Annotated in this window: 14 protein-coding genes and 1 tRNA gene; 6 read left to right on the forward strand and 9 right to left on the reverse strand. The window is 39.8% G+C overall.

Annotated elements, in window-relative coordinates; all coding sequences use genetic code 11:
* Nucleotides 1–133: 133 nt before the first annotated feature.
* The 5 genes from HWV01_RS16170 to smc all read right to left on the reverse strand — a co-directional run bounded on the left by HWV01_RS16170 (nt 134) and on the right by smc (nt 8,488).
* Nucleotides 134–209: transfer RNA gene (locus HWV01_RS16170), tRNA-Ala, on the reverse strand.
* 116 nt (nt 210–325) lie between these two features.
* Nucleotides 326–1,738, reverse strand: coding sequence for a glutamate--tRNA ligase (gltX, locus tag HWV01_RS16175; RefSeq protein ID WP_211672518.1), 1,413 nt, complete (start codon nt 1,736–1,738; stop codon nt 326–328).
* Nucleotides 1,739–1,875: 137 nt separating this feature from the next.
* Nucleotides 1,876–3,903: an NAD-dependent DNA ligase LigA gene (gene ligA, locus HWV01_RS16180; protein ID WP_211672519.1), complete on the reverse strand. Its 2,028-nt coding sequence runs from the start codon at nt 3,901–3,903 to the stop codon at nt 1,876–1,878.
* A gap of 78 nt (nt 3,904–3,981) precedes the next feature.
* Nucleotides 3,982–4,986: a cell division protein ZipA gene (zipA, locus tag HWV01_RS16185; protein ID WP_211672520.1), complete on the reverse strand. Its 1,005-nt coding sequence runs from the start codon at nt 4,984–4,986 to the stop codon at nt 3,982–3,984.
* 19 nt (nt 4,987–5,005) lie between these two features.
* Nucleotides 5,006–8,488, reverse strand: a complete 3,483-nt coding sequence (smc, locus tag HWV01_RS16190; RefSeq protein WP_211672521.1) for a chromosome segregation protein SMC — start codon at nt 8,486–8,488, stop codon at nt 5,006–5,008.
* Between the two features lie 205 nt (nt 8,489–8,693).
* Between smc and cysZ the strand changes: the two genes are divergently transcribed.
* The gene (gene cysZ, locus HWV01_RS16195; protein ID WP_211672522.1) at nt 8,694–9,428 is read left to right on the forward strand and encodes a sulfate transporter CysZ; all 735 of its coding nucleotides are present in this window, start codon (nt 8,694–8,696) and stop codon (nt 9,426–9,428) included.
* 144 nt (nt 9,429–9,572) lie between these two features.
* Here the strand turns inward: cysZ and HWV01_RS16200 are convergent, their stop codons facing one another.
* Entirely contained in the window at nt 9,573–10,694 is a 1,122-nt protein-coding gene (locus HWV01_RS16200) for a beta-ketoacyl-ACP synthase III (RefSeq protein WP_211672523.1), read from the reverse strand.
* A gap of 478 nt (nt 10,695–11,172) precedes the next feature.
* Here HWV01_RS16200 and cysK point away from each other — a divergent pair, with 478 nt between their 5' ends.
* From cysK to crr, 4 genes are all read left to right on the forward strand, one after another.
* Nucleotides 11,173–12,141, forward strand: coding sequence for a cysteine synthase A (gene cysK / locus HWV01_RS16205; protein WP_211672524.1), 969 nt, complete (start codon nt 11,173–11,175; stop codon nt 12,139–12,141).
* A 344-nt stretch (nt 12,142–12,485) separates the two neighbouring features.
* Complete coding sequence (locus tag HWV01_RS16210) at nt 12,486–12,743, forward strand: HPr family phosphocarrier protein (protein WP_211672525.1); 258 nt, start codon at nt 12,486–12,488, stop codon at nt 12,741–12,743.
* Nucleotides 12,744–12,791: 48 nt separating this feature from the next.
* Nucleotides 12,792–14,519, forward strand: coding sequence for a phosphoenolpyruvate-protein phosphotransferase PtsI (gene ptsI, locus HWV01_RS16215; RefSeq protein ID WP_211672526.1), 1,728 nt, complete (start codon nt 12,792–12,794; stop codon nt 14,517–14,519).
* A gap of 120 nt (nt 14,520–14,639) precedes the next feature.
* The gene (gene crr, locus HWV01_RS16220) at nt 14,640–15,152 is read left to right on the forward strand and encodes a PTS glucose transporter subunit IIA (protein WP_211672527.1); all 513 of its coding nucleotides are present in this window, start codon (nt 14,640–14,642) and stop codon (nt 15,150–15,152) included.
* 141 nt (nt 15,153–15,293) lie between these two features.
* Here the strand turns inward: crr and HWV01_RS16225 are convergent, their stop codons facing one another.
* Complete coding sequence (locus HWV01_RS16225) at nt 15,294–16,391, reverse strand: GGDEF domain-containing protein (RefSeq protein ID WP_249185346.1); 1,098 nt, start codon at nt 16,389–16,391, stop codon at nt 15,294–15,296.
* Between the two features lie 448 nt (nt 16,392–16,839).
* Between HWV01_RS16225 and HWV01_RS16230 the strand changes: the two genes are divergently transcribed.
* The gene (locus HWV01_RS16230) at nt 16,840–17,574 is read left to right on the forward strand and encodes a glutathione peroxidase (RefSeq protein ID WP_211672529.1); all 735 of its coding nucleotides are present in this window, start codon (nt 16,840–16,842) and stop codon (nt 17,572–17,574) included.
* A gap of 122 nt (nt 17,575–17,696) precedes the next feature.
* On the opposite strand, the gene HWV01_RS16235 is transcribed toward HWV01_RS16230, so the two are convergent.
* Both HWV01_RS16235 and HWV01_RS16240 read right to left on the reverse strand, forming a co-directional pair.
* The gene (locus HWV01_RS16235) at nt 17,697–18,260 is read right to left on the reverse strand and encodes a hypothetical protein (RefSeq protein WP_211672530.1); all 564 of its coding nucleotides are present in this window, start codon (nt 18,258–18,260) and stop codon (nt 17,697–17,699) included.
* 19 nt (nt 18,261–18,279) lie between these two features.
* Nucleotides 18,280–20,259, reverse strand: a complete 1,980-nt coding sequence (locus tag HWV01_RS16240) for a methyl-accepting chemotaxis protein (protein ID WP_211672531.1) — start codon at nt 20,257–20,259, stop codon at nt 18,280–18,282.
* Nucleotides 20,260–20,617 lie beyond the last annotated feature (358 nt).

Genomic DNA, 20,617 nt, shown 5'->3' on the forward strand with positions numbered 1-20,617 from the left:
AACACTAATAATATTAGATTGTGAATATTTACAATCGCATGCTAAACAAGGAATTAAATGCAGTGAATATAACTATGATTTGAAATAAGGTATTTTGAAGATGGTATTTTGAAAATAATGTTTGAAGCAGAAATGGTGGAGCCAAACGGGATCGAACCGATGACCTCGACACTGCCAGTGTCGCGCTCTCCCAACTGAGCTATGGCCCCATTTCTACAGCAGCGTTCGCTACTGCAGAGAATAATATGCATCTGCCGTTTAACTGTCAATATCTATAATTTAAAAATCAACATCAAACGACAGAAAGTATATTATTTACACACCCTTAGGCGTTTTCACGTGCAGCAATAAATGCTAACGCTTTGTCGATGCCAGCAAGGCTGCGTTCTTTACCGATAAGCTTTAGCGTTACATCTAATGACGGAGATTGACCGGCACCAGTGATAGCAACACGTAGTGGCATACCTACTTTACCCATGCCAACTTCAAGTTCAGTCGCTGTTTCGTTAATAGCAGCGTGTAGAACTTCAGCATCGCTCCAATCTGTAATCGCAGCTAACTTCTCTTGCACTTTAACTAATGCTTCTTTTGCTACTGGGCGTAAATGTTTCTTCGCCGCAGTTGCATCAAATTCAGCATAGTCTTCAAAGAAATAACGGCTAGATGCAGCAAGTTCTTTTAACGTTTTAGCACGTTCAGCAAGTACTTTAACAATCTCAGCTAGCTCAGGGCCATTGGTTGTATCAATGCCTTGATCTGCCATGTGCCACTCAAGGTGAGTTGCAACATATTCAGGTGCTAGTGTCTTAATGTAATGCTGATTTACCCATTGTAGCTTCTCAGTATTAAACGCTGATGGCGCTTTGTTTACTGCATCTAGGCTAAACAATTTGATCATTTCTTCAGTACTGAAGATTTCTTGATCGCCATGTGACCAGCCCAGACGAACTAAGTAGTTTAGTAGTGCTTCAGGCAGGTAACCATCATCACGATATTGCATAACGCCAACAGCGCCATGACGCTTAGACAGTTTAGCGCCGTCATCACCTAAAATCATTGCAACGTGTGCGTATTCAGGTACTGGTGCGCCAAGTGCTTTTAAGATGTTAATTTGACGTGGCGTATTGTTTAGATGATCTTCACCACGAACAACATTAGTAATGCCCATATCCCAGTCATCAACAACAACACAGAAGTTGTAAGTTGGTGAACCATCAGTACGGCGGATGATCAGATCATCTAGCTCAGTGTTAGCAAATTCAACTTTGCCACGGATCTTGTCATCAACGATAACAGAACCTTCTTTCGGATTGCGGAAACGTACAACGTAATCAGCACCGGTGTCTTCAATGTCACCATGGCTACATTTACCATCGTAACGTGGGTTTTCTTTGGCAGCCATTTGCTTTTCACGTAATTCATCAAGACGTTCACGTGAACAATAACATTTGTATGCTTTGTCTTCAGAAACTAGTTGATCAACTAACTCATTGTAACGATCGAAACGTTGCGTTTGGAAATAAGGACCTTCATCCCAATCCAGACCAGCCCATTTCATGCCTTCTAAGATCGCGTCAACCGCTTCTTGAGTAGAACGCTCTATATCAGTATCTTCGATACGTAATACAAATTCACCACCTTGGCTTTTTGCATGTAACCAAGAATAAAGCGCTGTACGTGCGCCGCCTACGTGCAAGTAGCCAGTTGGGCTAGGTGCAAAACGAGTCTTAACAGTCATAAGTCTCACAATACCTTTTACATTATTTGATTCGCTTAACCTACTAGCAGGTTAAGCACATGATGCTGCGCATTTTACCACTAAAGATAAAACTAACAACAGCGAACTATCATTAACGAACGATGTACCACTATTAATTAACTATGTGTAGCTAAGAGTGCCAGTAAATCATCTTCAGTCAGAATATCTATGTCTAACTCTTGCGCTTTAGTGAGCTTAGAACCTGCTGCAGGACCTGCCACTAACGCCGTCGTTTTCTTCGACACACTACCAGCCACTTTTGCGCCTAAATCTTGTAACCGTGTTTTAGCCTCGGCACGAGAGATATTCACTAACGTTCCGGTGATCACATAAATAGTGCCTAACAAGGGTTGCTGACTTTCTTCTTTAACCGCAACATCATCCCAGCTCATGCCCGCTTCAATTAGCTGGTCAATCACTTCAAGGTTATGCGCTTCACGGAAGAAGTAGTAAATGTGTTTAGCAACAATATCACCGACATCCGAAATCAGAATTAAACGTTCTACAGAGGCTTTTTTGATTGCGTCTAAAGTTAACAAATCATTGGCTAAGTTAGCCGCTGTCGCTTCCCCTACTTCACGGATACCCAGTGAATATAAGAACTTGGCTAACGTGGTGTGTTTTGCTACTTTTAATGCTTCTAATAAGTTAGTCGCTTTCTTTGGCCCCATGCGATCTAACAGGGTTAACTTCCCAAAAGTCACGGTAAATAGGTCGGCAGGGGTTTTAATTAAATCAGCATCAACCAATTGCTCAACAAGCTTGTCACCCAAACCATCAACGTTTAGCGCTTTACGCGATGCAAAATGTTTAATCGCTTCTTTACGTTGTGCACCACAATACAGACCAGCGGTACAACGCACTGTTGCTTCACCTTCGATACGCTCTACTTCTGAATCACACACAGGGCACGTTGCCGGGAATACGATATCTTGGGCATCATCAGGGCGGCGCTCTAGCATCACACGCGCAACCTGCGGAATAACATCACCCGCACGGCGAATGATCACCTGATCTTTAATTTTAATACCTAAACGGGCAATTTCATCAGAGTTATGTAGTGTGGCATTACTTACTGTCACACCACCAACAAACACAGGTTCTAGACGTGCGACCGGTGTGATTGCGCCAGTACGGCCAACTTGGAATTCAACATCCAATAATGTCGTTATCTCTTCTTGCGCAGGAAACTTATGTGACGTGGCCCAACGTGGTGCTCGCGCAACAAAACCCAATGTTTTCTGTAGGGCTAAATCATCGACTTTATACACGACACCATCAATGTCATACGACAGTGAATCACGGCGCTTACCAATCTGTTCATAGAAGTCTAAGCAGCCTTGATAACCCATAGCAACCGTTACATCTGCACAAACAGGTAAACCCCATTGCTTCAATTTTTGTAAATTTTCGGCATGCGAATTTGATAAGCCTTTACCTTCAACCTCTCCTTCCACGACACCTAATGAATAGGCATTAAAAGCTAACGGACGGCTTGCGGCAATTTTCGGGTCAAGCTGACGTAAACTACCTGCAGCGGCATTACGTGGATTAACAAAGGTCTTTTCACCTTTCTTTTTGGCATTGATATTCAATTGCTCAAAACCTGCTTTTGGCATAAAGACTTCGCCACGTACTTCTAAACGTTCAGGAAAGTCATCACCACGTAAGCGTAATGGGATTGATTTGATGGTTTTTACATTTTCAGAAATGTCTTCACCAATTTGTCCATCACCACGGGTGGCTGCACGCACAAAATTACCATTTTCATACAGAATGCTCACCGCTAGGCCGTCAAGTTTTGGCTCACAGCTAAACTTGATCTCTGTTTTCGTTAATAAACGATCTTGTAAACGCTTTTCGAACGCTAACAGCTCTTCTTCAGAAAACACATTATCCAATGACAACATTGGCATTTCATGCTGAATCTGGCTAAATCCAGTAAGCGCTTCACCACCCACTTTTTGGGTTGGTGATGTGGCTAATGCAAGCTCAGGAAACTCGATTTCGAGCTGTTTTAGCTCACGTAATAAACGGTCATATTCCGCATCCGGTACGGTGGGATTGTCTAATACGTAATATTGGTGATTATATTCTTCAAGTTGCAGTGTTAAGGTTTGAATTTGTTTTACTTGTTCTGTCATCTTTACTTCCAAAGATAAAAAATTCCGAAGATCAAAAAAAGCCCCACCGAAGTGAGGCATTTATCTGGATAACATTATTTATTTCGCTAATGCTTTATGTTCTAACTTGCGAATGAACGCTTGTTCTTGCTCAATGGCTTCTTCTGTAAATGGGTTACGTGACCCATCCATTAATAAACCATCAACACCTTCAGCAATACGCTCTGCAGCATTTAGCATTAGGTTGTAATTGTGAGATGCTTGACCTGCACACGGGAACATCATGAATAATGATACACCTGGTGATTCAAATTGCTCCATTACATCAATATCAAAAACACCCGGTTTAACCATGTTAGCTAAACTAAAGATAACGGGTCCTTTACCGGCGGCATCAACATGACGGTGAAAAATATTCATCGCGCCAAATTTAAAGCCAAGCGCTGATAATTCTTGTAGCAATTCAGCACCGGCAATACGCTTGCCTTCACGAGCCATAATATTAATCACAAATACCGCTTCATCAGCGGTGTCATCAACTGGTTTTTCTTGTGCCGTTGCAGTGCTAGCACTTGTATTGTCGGCGCTATCGTCACTGCTATTATCAAGATTGTTCTGCTCGTTTTGCGTCTGACTTTCAACAACCACTTGCTCTTGTAGCGCAGGTTCTGATTTAACTTCAGCCGCTGATGTTTCTAGCGTATCAACAACATCATAACTGATATCATTCATCGCTGTATCACCCTTTGATGAAGGAGTGTCTACATCCATGGCAGTAAACGATCCGGTTAACACAGTAGCCTCTTCCGTTGCTTTCGATGCACCAAACTGAGGCTCAATTTTCTCAACGGTGATCGGCGTTGGTTCAACTGGCGCTTTAGGCACACTGATGTTCTCTTCAACAGGCTGAGTAACAACACGTTTTTCGCCAATACCATCAAGGTCAAACCCTTGATTATCTTTAACGTTAGCGCCAACTTTACTTAATGGTTTGTCTTTTAATGGTTTTACTTGATTCTTTTTATTTGACCAAAGGCCATGGGTAACTAAAGCAACAATTGCAATAAACCCTAGAATGATGAGAACAAGTCGCAAATCTTGCATAACAGCCTATCTCTTAATGTTAATTGTCTGTAAGTTCAACCGCTGCCGAAATATCGACGGCGACTATTCGAGAGACCCCTGGTTCATGCATGGTCACACCTATTAATTGCTGAGCCATTTCCATGGCTAACTTATTATGACTAATATAAATAAATTGTACTGTTTCTGACATCTCCTGAACCAGTTTACAAAAACGCCCGACATTTAATTCATCGAGTGGTGCATCAACTTCATCTAGCATACAAAATGGCGCTGGATTTAATCTAAATATAGCAAAGACTAACGACAGTGCCGTTAATGCTTTTTCACCACCGGAAAGTAAAGAAATTCGTGCATTCTTTTTCCCTGGCGGTCGCGCCATAATGGTTACTCCCGTGTCTAATAAGTTGCTCGATGTTAGCTCTAACCAAGCCGCACCACCGCCAAACACTTTAGGAAATAACATTTTAAAATCATCATTAATTTTTTCAAACGTAGTCGCAAAACGCGCCCGAGTTTGCTTATCTATTTTAACAATCGCGGCTTCTAACGTAGCAATGGCTTTTTCTAAGTCATCGGTTTGCTCGTCTAAATACTGCTTACGCTGCGATTGTTGTTCATATTCTTCGACAGCAGCAAGGTTGACAGCACCAATCTTCTGTAGCTGTACTTCAAACTGTTTTAGCTGCTGCTGATATTCTTTTAGTGTTAATATGTTAACACACTCACGTTTCAATGTGTCTACATCCACATTATCATCCGCAATCTGTTGATATAATAGCTGTTCTTTTGCTTTATTGTTCGCTTGTTTTAAATCAAGCTGCTGTACTTTATCTTTTACTTTTAAGCCACTTGCCATTATCCTAGCACGTTTTTCTTCAACATCACGCTTGTCATTAAGTAGTTTAGCGCGTGTTTTTTTCTTTTGGCTATTATCATTTTCAATCGCAATTTGTTTTTCTGCAGCAATCGCACACGCAGTTTCTAACTGTTGCAAGTTTTCAGCATATAATGAGTTGTCACCTAATGCAGCAATATCTTGTAAAATAGTTTGATATTGAGAATCTGTTTTAGCAATTAATTGCTGCTGTTTCTCAATTTCGACCGTAAACTTGGTTTTAACTAAAAGCAATTGCTGTACTTGTTTTTCAAGTACCTTCTGTTCTTGTAAAAATCGCGCTTTATCTGCTTTTGCCGCTTCTGATTTTTGAATCAAACCATCATCATTAGCAAGCTGTTCAATCGTCACCTGAGTCGAGATTATCTGTTCATTAAAACGCTGTACTTCTTCTGCTTCAATCGCCAATAAATTATCAAGTGTGGATAAACGTGTATTTAACTGGTCGTGATTAAGCTGCCATTGTGCTTGCTGTTGCAGTAATAAGCCCAATTCTATCGTTAATTGTGATACTTCACTTTGTTTTAAAGTAAGATTAGCTTGAACCTTATCTATCTGATCTTGGTAATCACCCTGTGTCACCGACAACGCCGTTAATTGATTATGCTGCGTAGCAATCATTGTTTCAATCACAAGTAAACGCGCCTGTTGCTGCGATGCTTGCAGTTGCATTTCAATCCGGCCTTGCGCAGAAGACACATTAGCTTTCGCATGCTGTGATAACCATACACCTTCATCGGTAAACCAATCACCGTGGGCAGTGATATAACTGTACTCTCCATGGCTATCAGCACCCGCTTGCGCATCATTAATTGTTGCCACACAAGTCACTTGATTTAGCTGACGATTAAATAGGTTATTTTTAACCTTACTTGCTAACGAACCAGCGCGTGCAACACAATGGCTCGGTTTGAACCATTGTAAAGCAGGTAACTCAGCCAGATCAAATTGTGCAAGTTGCTCGTCACTAATGCAGTAAGCATCAAGCCAATTTGCGAGCACTTTCTCAACTGCAGCTTCCCAACCGGATTCTACATCTAACTGTTGTAATAATTTTAACGGTATTGACTCGAAATTACATTCTAACCAAGTATGCGCGTGGTCTGCATGTTCCGCTTTACGCAATAACTCCGTGATCACACTCAATGATGCTTTAATTTCAGTTTGTTCAGTCACGTTTTTCTGAATATAAACCTCAAGTTCTGAAACTTGTTTGTTAATCCCTTGAAAACCATTATTCAACCCAGCGAGTTCATGGGCTAAGCGCGTTTCTTGAGACTGTAACTGCTGCTGCTCTGTGGTTTTATCCGTGATAAGCACTTGCTTGCTGCGTAGCTCGAGCTGCTGCTGTTCTTCTTTTAAATCAATGCGTTGCAACTTACTTTTATTAAGTACTGATTCTGCACTTTGTAATGCATTGGTCAATACATCAAGTTTACTACTAAAGCGTTGTACCTTATCAAGGTAGACTGCATGCTGTGCCATAGCTTGGTCGCTACTGATGGTGGCAGATGCTAATGATTGTTCAATCACTAATAATTCGGCCGTCATGCGATTATAGTCAGTCTCAGTCAATGACGCCTGCTGCTGATGCACTTGTAATTGGGTTTGCTCTTCTTTCAGTAAAATTTGTAACTTTTCACTTTGCTGCAGATATTCTTGTTGTTTACCGGCGGACTCTTGCTTACGCGCTTTATGATGCAGTATTTTCTGTTCTATCTTGGTCAGCTCTGTACCTTGTAAATAAAACGCTTGTTGCTGGTTTTCAATAAGTATCGTTAATTCATTTAACTGCACATCAGAATCTGTCATTTGAGTCTGAAGTTTAGTGGCGGTTGCTGTAAACTTTTCCTGCTCACTCATTAACACTAATTTTTGCTGAGTCAGCTGGTTGATCGAACGCTCTACATCATATATCTGCACTAAACCAAGACGGCTTTTCGCTTCTCGCTGCTGCTGCTTTAACGATCTAAATTGTTGCGCGACAACCGACTGCACCTTCAACTTATCGATTTGCGCACCCAATTCAATACGAATGTCAGCAAGTCGATTTAGGTTATCTTTAGTTTGATTAATACGTAATTCAGTTTCGCGACGTTTTTCTTTATATTTAGAAATGCCCGCGGCTTCTTCAATAAAGTGGCGCAGTTCATGGGGTTTGGACTCGATTAAACGCGAGATCATGCCTTGTTCGATAATCGCATAACTGCGTGGGCCTAAGCCTGTGCCTAAAAACAGTTCAGTCACATCTTTACGGCGACATTTTTTACCGTTAAGGTAATATTGATTGGTACCATCACGGTATAATTCACGACGAATAGACACTTCATTATATTGTAATAAAGCATGATCAATACGTTGCTGAGCATTATCAAATAGCAGTTCAACACTGGCTCTTGAGACAGGAGAGCGCGCCACTGAACCGTTAAAAATAACGTCAGACATTGCATCACCACGCAAGTGCTTGGCCGAGCTTTCGCCTAGCACCCAGCGTACGGCATCAATAATATTTGATTTACCACAACCATTAGGACCGACAACAGCGGTCATATCGTGCGGAAAAATCAATTCTGTAGTATCAACAAATGACTTGAAGCCAGATATTTTGATCTTTTTAAGGTACATATCAAACAACGCATATAGAATAACCAGAAAACTTTAGCAGATGTATCTGTAATATTAAAGATTCGTCTGAACAGAATGGAAAAGCTGCTGCTTTTTACTGCACTTTTTACCTCAATCGGGGTCTCTTTTAGTGCAATGATAGATGCACCACAGTAACCACATGATAAGCTGTGCTACATAAACCACCCATAAGGCGCCATAGAATATGCTTTCAGTAAAACCATCGTTATCGGGATTTCAATATTTCTTGCAAGGTTTTGACTTAATTCGTCAACCTAAGCTAAGACCTTTTGTATTGATCCCGCTATTAGTTAACCTCATGCTGTTTTCGGTTAGCTTCTATTTCTTATTTCAACAAATTGACGTGTGGCTACTGCAATTAGAAGCAAGCCTAGACTGGTTAAGCTGGTTAGTTTATATCATCAAACCCCTCGCCTTTATCCTTATACTGCTATTGTTCGGGTTCTTTTTTGGTGCTATTGCCAATATTATTGCCGCGCCGTTTAATGGCCTATTAGCAGAACAAACCGAACTGCTATTAAGTAATAAGCCAATGCCAGAAAGTAGCATTAAAGATATTATATTAGATATCCCCCGAGTACTGACGCGCGAGCTTAAAAAGATAAAATACTACATTCCCCGTGCCATTGGTTTACTGCTGTTATTTTTCATTCCAGTTGTCGGTCAGACCGTTGCGCCAGTATTGTGGTTTATCTTTACCGCGTGGATGTTGACCATTCAATATGCCGATTATACCTTTGATAACAATAAAGTTGGCTTTGACGAGATGCGCAGCGAACTATCATCAAACCGTATGCAGTCGTTAAGTTTTGGCTCTATGGTGGCACTGTGTCAGTCTATTCCCGTAGTTAATTTCATCGTTATGCCTGTTGCCGTATGTGGCGCAACAGCAATGTGGGTTGATAACGGCGATAAGTAGACACTGCAACGCATAGAGATGATGTTCGTTAAAATAAAAGACCCCGTTAACTCATTAACGGGGTCTTTTTGTTTCATATATTCTTTAATAGCGACAACGATATCGTTTACTCGATCACTCGTAACGAATTAACGAATTAACGAATTAACAGCGCTTTAGTACTAAAGAACCCACAGAGTAACCAGCGCCAAACGAACAGATTAACGCGAGATCACCACTTTCCACACCGTCTTGATGTAAATGGAAGGCAATAATTGAGCCGGCCGATGCAGTATTCGCATACTCATCTAGAATAATAGGCGCTTCTGCAGCCGATGGATCACGACCCAATAGCTTCTTTGCTAAATAATTATTCATGTTGATATTCGCTTGATGTAACCATAAACGTTTAAAGTCACCTGTTTGTAACTTTAAGCCGTTTAACTGTTCTATGATCAAGTTATAAACCGTAGGTAATACTTCTTTGAATACCTTGCGCCCATTTTGCATAAAGAAACTTGAGTCAGCATTGATATCAACGCCTTCACTGCGGCTTAAATACCCGAGGTTATTACGGATATTATTTGAATACTGGGTAAACAACTTACTATCAATGATCTCGTAGCAATGTTCACTCGTTGCTGTGGCTTTATCTTCAATCACGACAGCTGTACACACGTCACCAAAAATGAAGTGGCTGTCACGATCTTTAAAGTTTAAATGCGCAGAACAAATTTCAGGGTTAACCACTAACGCTGCTTTACTACGTCCTGACTTAACCGCGTCCATGGCACTAGCAATAGCAAATGTAGCCGATGAACACGCCACACTCATATCATAGGCAAAACCGTTAGCGCCAAGAAAGTGTTGCAACTCAACAGCCATTGCCGGATACGCGCGTTGGAAACCAGACGCTGCAAAAATAATTAAATCGATATCTTGTGCTTCTTTATTGGCTGCAGCTAATGCTTGTTTGGCGGCAACTAACGCCATTTGTACCGTAATACTAGGTTCATCGTCAGCAATCGGTTGAAATACCGGACGCATGATCGCAGGATCTAAAATGCCCGCTTTGCTCATCACAAAACGACTTTTAATACCTGATGCTTTCTCAATAAACTCACTGTTTGAATACGCTTTCGCAGTTATTTCGCCAGCTTCAATTGCAACTGCATTATCTGTATTAAAATTATCAACGTAGCAATTAAAGCTCGTTACTAATTCATCATTACTAATTACATCAGGAGGGGTGAATAAACCGCTACCACTAATTACTACATTACTCATTACATTGTCCTTTATCGACTAATTAGCTTTAGCCACTATCAACTAAGTTGGATACAGTGACCACTAAAATAAAGCAAACAGTTAGCTAGATCTAGTTACCTATCCGACAAAATGAAAAAATAACACCCTGTTATCAAACAACATGGGTTAAAATTGCGAAGCAAACACTAAATAACATAAGTAACAAGGAACTAACCTATCGTATTTGGTCTATATATAGAGTGGACTCAACGCGATACATTAATAAATCATTAAATAAAATTAATAAATTATTAAATAGAATTAATTTGTTGATTAAACCAAATTTAGACACTATGTTGTTAAGCATAACGCATAACTAATAGTTATAAATGCTTATCATTTTAGAACCTAACGATATAACAAAACAGCATTTTCAATTTTCAAACTAATCAGTATGCTTAAGCTATAAATTAGTAAATTAGTAAATTACGAGTATTCATTTATATAGGGAAATCTCATGAGCCAAATTTTACAAGACAATTCACTGTCTATCGGTGACACACCTTTAGTTCGTTTAAACCGTGTAACAACAGGTAACGTCTTTGCAAAAATAGAAAGCCGCAACCCAAGTGCAAGTGTTAAGTGCCGTATCGGTGCTAACATGATCTGGCAAGCAGAAAAAGACGGTCTCTTAAAAGAAGGTATTGATATCGTTGAACCAACAAGTGGTAATACCGGTATTGCATTAGCATTTGTAGCTGCGGCTCGTGGTTATAAGCTCACATTAACAATGCCAAATACAATGAGTCTTGAACGTCGTAAATTGCTTAAAGCATTGGGCGCAAACCTCGTTCTAACGGATGGCGCTAAAGGTATGAAAGGCGCGATTGATAAAGCGACTGAAATCCGTGACGCAAATCCTGAAACAACGATTTTATTACAACAATTTGAAAATCCAGCTAACCCAGCAATCCATGAACAAACAACGGGCCCAGAAATCTGGGAGGCAACCGACGGTAAAGTCGATATTTTAGTATCAGGTGTGGGTACGGGCGGTACGATTACAGGTACAAGCCGCTATATTAAATTAAATAAAGGTAAAGAACTTTTATCTGTTGCTGTTGAACCAACTAATTCACCTGTTATCAGTCAAGCGAAAGCCGGTGAAGCTCTAACGCCAGGTCCACATAAAATCCAAGGTATTGGCGCAGGTTTCATCCCAGGTAACCTTGATCTAGAAATGGTCGACCGTGTAGAACTCGTGTCTAATGAAGACTCTATCGAAATGGCACAACGCCTAATGAAAGAAGAAGGTATCTTAGCTGGTATTTCTTCAGGTGCAGCTGTTGTTGTTGCAGCCCGTTTAGCTGCGTTACCTGAATTTGCAGATAAGAACATTGTCGTCATCCTGCCATCGTCGGGCGAACGTTATTTAAGTACTGCATTATTTGATGGTGTATTTACTGAGCAAGAACTCCAACAATAGTTACAACCGTGTTGTTATAGTTACAATCGCAATCTTGTAGTTACATCTAACTAACAAGATTAACAAAAGCCGCACTAGCGGCTTTTTTTTGTACAAGCCACTTTTTTTATTCCTATTGATAGCGGTCACACTTTGCCCCTTTTGTTGTAATTAAACTACAACACAGGGCTAAATTAGGGGTAATATACTGACATCGCATTGTTTTGTCGTAAAACTTACAAAAACATGATCTATACCCATTTTTTGTATGAAAAAAAGTTATTTTACTCTGTAAAATTAGATTACAATTACACTCATGGTTATAGTTAAACACTCTTTTAGAATCGTTATTTTAAGGAAAAGTTATGTATCAAAAATCAGTTGTAATTATCGCACCAAACGGTCTTCACACTCGTCCTGCTGCTCTTTTCGTAAAAAAAGCAAAAGAATTCGAATCAAAAATTTCTGTTGAAGCTGGCGGTAAATCTGCAAGTGCTACAAGCTTATTTAAACTACAAACGTTAGGCCTTTCTAAAGGTGTAACAATGACTATTTCTGCTGAAGGTACTGACGAGCAAGCCGCTGTTGAAGGGCTAGTAGCGCTTATGGATGTTTTAGAATAAATCCCATCCGTTATTAATGTATTTTTTGTATTGAAGTAAGGAAAGGTTATGATATCAGGCATTCTCGCCTCACCAGGTATTGCTTTTGGTAAAGCACAATTATTCATTAACGAAGAAATTGTTCTTAACCAACAAACTATTGAAACGGCACAGATCGATGAACAAATAGCTATCTTTTTAGCTGCTAGGGATAAGTCTGCTATACAGCTTGAAGCTATTACGGAAATGGCACGCCAAACATTTGGCGACGAGAAAGCTGAAATCTTCGAGGGACACATGATGTTACTTGAAGACGAAGAGCTTGAAGAAGATATCGTAACCTTTATTAAAAAAAATAAAGTATCGGCAGATTTTGCAATTCACAGCATCATTGAAGAAAATGCTGAAATGATGGCTGCATTAGATGACCCTTATTTAAGAGAACGCGCTTCGGATTTCCGTGATATCGGTAACCGTATCGTAAAAAATGCGCTAGGCATGGAAATCGTGTCACTAAGCGCAATCAAAGAGCAAGTGATTCTAATCGCAAGCGATTTAACACCGTCAGAAACAGCACAGATTAACCTAGATAAGATCTTAGGTTTCGTGACTGACTTAGGTGGCCGAACTGCACATACATCAATCATGGCGCGCTCATTAGAGCTACCTGCGGTTGTTGGTACTGGCAACGTAACTGAAATAATCAAATCAGGTGACTTCGTTATTCTTGATGCCATTAACAATAACGTTATTGTTAATCCATCAGAAGACGTAATCAAAGAATACAAAGTAATTCAAGCACAATATCTTGCTGACAAAGCTGAGCTGCTTAAAATGAAAGACTTACCTGCAATCACGCTTGACGGTCATCACGTAGAAGTGTGTGGTAATGTTGGTACAGTAAAAGATTGTGCTGGTGTAATCCGTAATGGCGGCGAAGGCGTTGGTCTTTACCGTACCGAATTCCTATTTATGGATCGCGATAGCTTACCAACTGAAGATGAACAGTTCGAAGCATACAAAGCGGTTGCAGAAAGCATGAATGGTCAAGGTGTGATTATTCGTACTATGGATATTGGTGGTGACAAAGACCTACCATACCTAAACTTACCAAAAGAAATGAACCCATTCTTGGGTTGGCGCGCGATCCGAATCTGTTTCGACCGTCCAGAAATCATGAACGCACAGCTACGCGCTATTTTACGTGCATCTGCATTTGGTAAAGTCCGCATTATGTTCCCGATGATTATTTCTGTAGAAGAAGTACGTCGCCTTAAGGACATTCTTGAGACACTGAAAGCCGAATTAACCTCTGAAGGTCACGCTTTTGATAAAACAATTGAAACAGGTGTCATGGTTGAAACACCAGCAGCTGCTGCAATTGCACATCACCTTATTAAAGAAGTAGACTTCTTTAGTATTGGTACTAACGATTTAACGCAGTACACACTTGCGGTAGACCGTGGTAACGAAATGATTTCAGATCTGTATAACCCAATGACGCCAGCGGTACTAACGCTGATTAAGCAAGTTATCGATGCTTCACATGCTGCAGGCAAGTGGACAGGCATGTGTGGTGAACTTGCGGGTGACGAAACTGCAACACTGCTACTACTCGGTATGGGTTTAGATGAGTTCTCTATGAGCGGAATCTCAATTCCTAAAGTGAAGAAAACGATTCGTAATGCTAATTTCACTGACGTTAAACAGTTAGCAGACCAAGCATTAAGCTGTGCAACAGCTGGCGAAATAGCGGAGTTAGTGGCTCAGTTCACTAAACAGCGCGCTGCTTGCTAATTAATTCAGTTGTCGTAGCATCTAATCTTGTAAGATAATGTTATGATAACAATGTAAAGTCATTGGTTATACACTTGTTCATGACCAATGGCTATGTCTACCAAATTCTAGGAGTTAAAAATGGGATTATTCGATAAATTAAAAAAACTGGTTTCAGACGACAGTAAAGACAGCAATACGTTACACATTGTTTCTCCACTTGCCGGTGAAATCGTTGCTATCGAAGATGTGCCAGATGTTATCTTTGCTGAAAAAATTGTTGGTGACGGTATCGCTATCAACCCAACAGGTAACAAACTAGTTGCTCCAGTAACAGGTGAGATCGTAAAAATTTACGAAACTAACCACGCATTCGCAATTCGCTCAGACGAAGGCCTAGAAGTGCTAGTTCACTTCGGTTTAGATACAGTTGAATTACGCGGTGAAGGCTTCACACGTATTGCTGAAGAAGGTCAACATATCAATGCTGGTGAAACTATCATTGAATTCGATCTAGCACTACTAACTGAAAAAGCGAAATCAGTAATCACGCCTTGCATCATCTCAAATATGGATGAAATTAAGAGCATGGAGAAATTCTCTGGTTCAGTTGCACTAGGTGAAACGATTGTTCTTAAAGTTATTAAGGACTAGTACTTAAAGCAGTTAAAGACTCGTTTTTAACTGCGCATTAAGTATTCAAAAAAGAGCTATTGATAGCTCTTTTTTTTCGCCCGTATTTTATTACGACTAACGTGAACTCACAAATCACACTGATACCTACTCTTTAGGCTTTTAGGCAACAAACAATTGCATCACAGTGCAATTTCGACCATCTCTTTTTGCCTGATAAAGCGCTTTATCAGCCTCTTCTTCCAACGCAAATATATTAACGCTTTTACCAATACTGATGCCAATGCTGATTGTCACATTAATGGATAAATTTTGTTTTTTAACAGCATGCTTCATGATTGTAAGACGGACGGTTTCAGCAATACTTTCAGCTGCTTTGGCTGAAATTAATGGAGAATAGATACTAAACTCTTCGCCACCTGTACGCGCATATATACAGGTAGTATCACACTCTTTAGCAATAATCATCGCAATATCTTTAATGACTAAATCGCCTGTCGCATGACCATACTCATCATTCACACGTTTAAAGTGGTCGATATCAAGGATCATAACAGCTGCTTCTTTATGCGGTGCCAAGGCTGCGATCGCATGCTGGTAGCCACGACGATTATAAATATTCGCTAACGGATCAATAAAAGACATATGCTGTAATGAAAATGCATTACGCTGAGTACAGAACATTAAATAACAAAATGTAAGAAAACACTGACTCATTAATAGATTAATACAAGCTAGCGCAGTAGAGAATTCAATAGTGCACATTAAATCAGGCTCACGATATAACAGCAGTATACGTGTCACGTTTAGAGACATTGCCAATACGCACGCCAGAATACAAATATACCGTGTGCGACCATACTGCTTACCTTGATCGCTAGATAAATAATAACAGTTAAAACACAGGCTTATTGTTACTGATAACGTGAGTACTATAATGCTGAATAAAATCGGTGTTTCGACTGATAATCCATACGCATACAAGGAACCAATAATCAGGAGCTGGCAAGCATAGAGCCAAAATAAAGATTGTTTTATCTGAAGAAAGCGATGGAAACCATGACTAATTTGACATACACCAAAACACAATAGAATATTGGGGAACATGATATTTAACCATGCATTATTGCTATAACCATCCAGTTTCAAGTACCAAAGTTCTTCAGCGATAATAAACGCAAAAGCTAATATAATGGAGGTCGCGACGAGCCAATTACTTACGCCCTCATAACGTCGATTACCAATCCAAATACACACCATAATAATCGCCAGAAATAATAATCCAAAAGCGGTGAATATTGCGATGGAAAATAGGTCTAATGTGGATAAGGGCATGGGATTAATTAAACTCTAAAAAGTGATACTTCATTAACGATTCAACGCAGAGAATTTACCGTACAACCGCATGTTAATCAAGTAGATTAGTTGAATAACGACTACCCGAACTATTATCTTTACTACAGCTCAATAGCCTACGGAAATCAAATACGCCAAATCCATACACTAGAAATTACGATAATCAAAACCTATCAAAGTGTAAAGTTCAATCGATTATACCTACACCCATATTTGTTGCATAATAGCTACATCAAGACGACACAGACACAACGTCTTCACCATATTTATTTTTATAGAAAACACTTTATATCAAACCTCTTTATAACAAACATAAGTTAGCTTAATTAATAGCGACGTTAAGGAATATATTATGACGACATTAGTATCAAAAGAAGGCCAAGCGGTTCCACAAGTTACATTCCCAATCCGTCAAGGTGATGCATGGGTTAACCGTACAACAGAAGAACTATTTGCAAACAAAACTGTGATTGTATTCAGCCTGCCAGGCGCATTCACACCAACGTGTTCTTCAAGCCATTTACCACGTTACAACGAGTTAGCTAACGTATTTTCAGCACATGGTGTGGATGACATTTTATGTGTATCAGTTAACGATACCTTTGTAATGAATGCATGGAAAGATGACCAAGAAGCAGAAAACATTACCTTCATTCCAGATGGTAACGGTGAATTCTCTGCTGGTATGGGCATGTTGGTCGACAAATCTGACATCGGTTTTGGCAAACGTTCATGGCGTTACAGCATGCTGGTTAAAAATGGCGTGGTAGAAAAAATGTTTATCGAAGCTGACGAACCAGGCGACCCGTTCAAGGTTTCTGATGCAGATACTATGCTAGGTTATGTGGCCCCTGAGTACAAAGTACAAGAATCAATCACCGTATTTACTAAACCGGGTTGCCCGTTCTGTACAAAAGCAAAACAAACCTTAATCGACCAAGGTCTAAACTACGAAGAAGTCGTGCTAGGTAAAGATGCTACAACAGTCAGCCTACGTGCAGTAACAGGTCGCAGCACAGTGCCGCAAATCTATATTGGTGGTAAACATATAGGTGGAAGTGAAGCGTTAGAAGCACACTTCGCTTAATATCAGCTACAACTATATTATCGGATAGCGTGTCTCACATGCCGTTATTCGTGGGCAATAAAAAAGGAAGCAGCGATGCTTCCTTTTTCGTTTTAAGCTCTGTTAAACAAAATATCCGTCAACTAATCTACTATTTTTGATACTTTGCCTTGCTCAAATTTATAAACAATTGTGCCGAATCGATTTTGCCAAAATCTCCAGCTATCTAATTTTAGACTTGCGGTTTTATGCGCAGGTGGGAAACCGCGACTGGTGATAACGGCATCTTTACTCATACCAAGAACGACATCCCCTTTCTCTATCGCCGTTTTTTCGGATGCATTAAATTTCGTTAAATTAACTGGTTCAGCACTAAATGTACGAGTCATCAATGTAACCACATCGACCTTAGTAAACTTCTCAATATTTTTTAGTGTAATCGAGCTCCCTGCATAGCTGAACGTAATTGTCGATGCGTTAACATCCGTAATAACAACTTGGGAGTTAACCGGAATATGCTCACCACGTTTATAGTTTGTCGCGATCACATTGCCTTTTTCTGTCCACATACCCACTTGCGTATAAAGTGTTGTACTGTCATCGATGAGGGCTTGTTGTTGAGAACTCAATTGTACGGATGCACAACCACTAATAACTAAAGCTATTAATGCTAATCCAATTACTTTTACTTTGTTTATTACTTTCATGTTTTACCTTTTTAGATTTTTAGATTTTAAATACTTTAGCAATATCTTGTAATGACGTGGCTAACTGAGCTTGCTCTTTTGCTGTCATCGCTATTTGAGAGGCCCCCGTTGCTGACTCCAACGATTTTTGTTTTATCGTTACAACATTCTGAGCAACATCTTGTGTCACTACAGATTGCTCTTCGATCGCGCTTGCCACTTGTTCAGTCATTGAGAATATTTTGTTGATGGAAGCGGTTATATCCTGCAAGGTTATTGCTACAGCTTGCGAATTACTCACTGCTTCAGATGCTTTTGTCTGGCTAACTTCTATCACATTAAACGCTGCATCTACATCAGCTTGTAGCGCACTAATAAAGCTTTCTATCTCTGCTGTTGACTCTTGAGTGCGCTTAGCTAATGTTCTCACTTCATCAGCTACGACAGCAAAACCACGTCCTTGTTCCCCTGCTCGCGCTGCTTCAATCGCCGCATTTAACGCTAATAAGTTAGTTTGGTCTGCAACCGACTTGATCACATCGACCATATTAGTAATGTTATTACTGCTCGTATGCAGATTCGTAATACGCTGCGCTAAACTATCAATCTCACAGGCTAAACCTTCAATAGACAGTGATGATTGTTGTACGACCTCAAAACCACTTACAGCTTGCACATCCACTTCTTTCGCAGAATCTGCTGTCAGCTGAGTATTTTGCGCCACTTCTTTTACCGTTGCTGACAATTCTTCAATCGCCGTGGCTATCAAGCTAATCCCATCTAGCTGTTCTGTTAACGATTTGGAGCTGTAATCACAAGTTTGCGCGGTTTCCTCTGCAGCTGAGGCAAGGGTGATACTTGATGTTGATATGTTATCCATCGCACCAGAAAATTGTGATAACGTGAGGTTTAGTGCTGAAGCTATTTGCCCTAACTCACTCTCACCCGCTAGTTTAGTTTGAACAGTTAAATCATTATTGTCACGTACTTCGGTCATCACATCCATTAACTCATTTACTCTCGACATTAAATCTCGAATAGTAATAAAGCTAATCACAACAACAATAACTATAATCAGCACACTAAACACGACGTTCATCATTAAAACTGTAACTGCACTATTACGATGATTATCAGCGAGTGTTAATAACGAGCGTTCAAGATCGTCTTCGATCAGTTTCAATTGACCAATACGCGCACTGGCTTGGCTAAACCAATATTCGGCATCAACATTAAACCCCGTCGATTTAGTCTGGGCGATATGTCTTAGCTTCATGACTTCTTTCACTGCTGGGGTATTTAACTGCTGAGCAAAAAAATTGTTATTACTGCTTGTTGAAAATGTTTTAAAATTTGAAAAATAGGTTTCTTGCTCAACCACTAATGAAATAAATTTAACAAAATTATCTGTCGAAAAATGATCTTTATAAAACACATTACTTAGCACCGCACGTTCTATTCCAGCACGCTCTTTACCTTGCAAAAAATTATAATACGCAATTGTTTCTGCGGTGATACTAGCATCGCTACTGATATCTACAATTAAATCAGAGACACTTAACAACTTGGCATTCAATTGTGTGTAATAACGTAACGCCGATGCTAACTCAATATTTTGAGCATCCACTTTGTTACGAATACCAGTAAGCATAGATAAGTCTTGTTTAATTCTTACGTAGAGTTGCTGTATATGACTGTCTGAAAATTCATTTTGTTGCCAAAAACGCGTCATTTTAGCTTGCTTCGCGTCCGTATCTGCACGTTGTTTACGTAATTTAGCGCTAAATTTTCTGCCGTTAGAGCCAATAAACCCTGCAGTCATACCCCGTTCTTTTTGTAATTCATGCACTAATTCGCTGTACTGCACAGATAGGTGCGTTAATTCTGTTAACGTAGACATCTCTTTACGAGTTTCAATGCTTTGGGAGATAGAAGAAAAACTCAACCATAAAAAACCCAACATAGGCAAAGCCAATAACATAAGAATTTTATGCTTAAACGATACATCTGAAAATTTCATAACCATCCCTGAATACGTAAATAAAGTACTAGAATATATAGAAGTAGAGTAAATACTATAACTATGCCAATAAATAATACCCACATATATCATATATTGTATTAATGTTTACGTAACATAGTGATAAAGATCACCTTTACTTGTTCTGGCGCAATGAAATTTGGGCGAACGATTGAATAATACGCTATTTAAATACAAGTTTTATATATAAAAGTAACTAACTGTTTTATCAATAGAAAAACCATTACGACATCCCTACCATAGCGCTCTATTTCATACCTTAACCACAGCAAAGACAACGCCCATTATGGATTAAAAATACAGTGTCAACACCAACATTGATAATCCAGGGCTATCA

Origin of the sequence: Moritella sp. 5 (genome assembly GCF_018219455.1) — a bacterium.
Classification (GTDB): Bacteria; Pseudomonadota; Gammaproteobacteria; order Enterobacterales; family Moritellaceae; genus Moritella.

Coding starts and splice junctions, on each gene's coding strand:
- zipA (WP_211672520.1), bottom strand. CDS start 4,986: ATGCAAGATTTGCGACTTGTTCTCATCATTCTAGGGTTTATTGCAATT.
- HWV01_RS16225 (WP_249185346.1), bottom strand. CDS start 16,391: ATGGTGTGTATTTGGATTGGTAATCGACGTTATGAGGGCGTAAGTAAT.
- ptsI (WP_211672526.1), top strand. CDS start 12,792: ATGATATCAGGCATTCTCGCCTCACCAGGTATTGCTTTTGGTAAAGCA.
- crr (WP_211672527.1), top strand. CDS start 14,640: ATGGGATTATTCGATAAATTAAAAAAACTGGTTTCAGACGACAGTAAA.
- HWV01_RS16230 (WP_211672529.1), top strand. CDS start 16,840: ATGACGACATTAGTATCAAAAGAAGGCCAAGCGGTTCCACAAGTTACA.
- gltX (WP_211672518.1), bottom strand. CDS start 1,738: ATGACTGTTAAGACTCGTTTTGCACCTAGCCCAACTGGCTACTTGCAC.
- HWV01_RS16240 (WP_211672531.1), bottom strand. CDS start 20,259: ATGAAATTTTCAGATGTATCGTTTAAGCATAAAATTCTTATGTTATTG.
- HWV01_RS16210 (WP_211672525.1), top strand. CDS start 12,486: ATGTATCAAAAATCAGTTGTAATTATCGCACCAAACGGTCTTCACACT.
- cysK (WP_211672524.1), top strand. CDS start 11,173: ATGAGCCAAATTTTACAAGACAATTCACTGTCTATCGGTGACACACCT.
- ligA (WP_211672519.1), bottom strand. CDS start 3,903: ATGACAGAACAAGTAAAACAAATTCAAACCTTAACACTGCAACTTGAA.
- smc (WP_211672521.1), bottom strand. CDS start 8,488: ATGTACCTTAAAAAGATCAAAATATCTGGCTTCAAGTCATTTGTTGAT.
- cysZ (WP_211672522.1), top strand. CDS start 8,694: ATGCTTTCAGTAAAACCATCGTTATCGGGATTTCAATATTTCTTGCAA.
- HWV01_RS16235 (WP_211672530.1), bottom strand. CDS start 18,260: ATGAAAGTAATAAACAAAGTAAAAGTAATTGGATTAGCATTAATAGCT.
- HWV01_RS16200 (WP_211672523.1), bottom strand. CDS start 10,694: ATGAGTAATGTAGTAATTAGTGGTAGCGGTTTATTCACCCCTCCTGAT.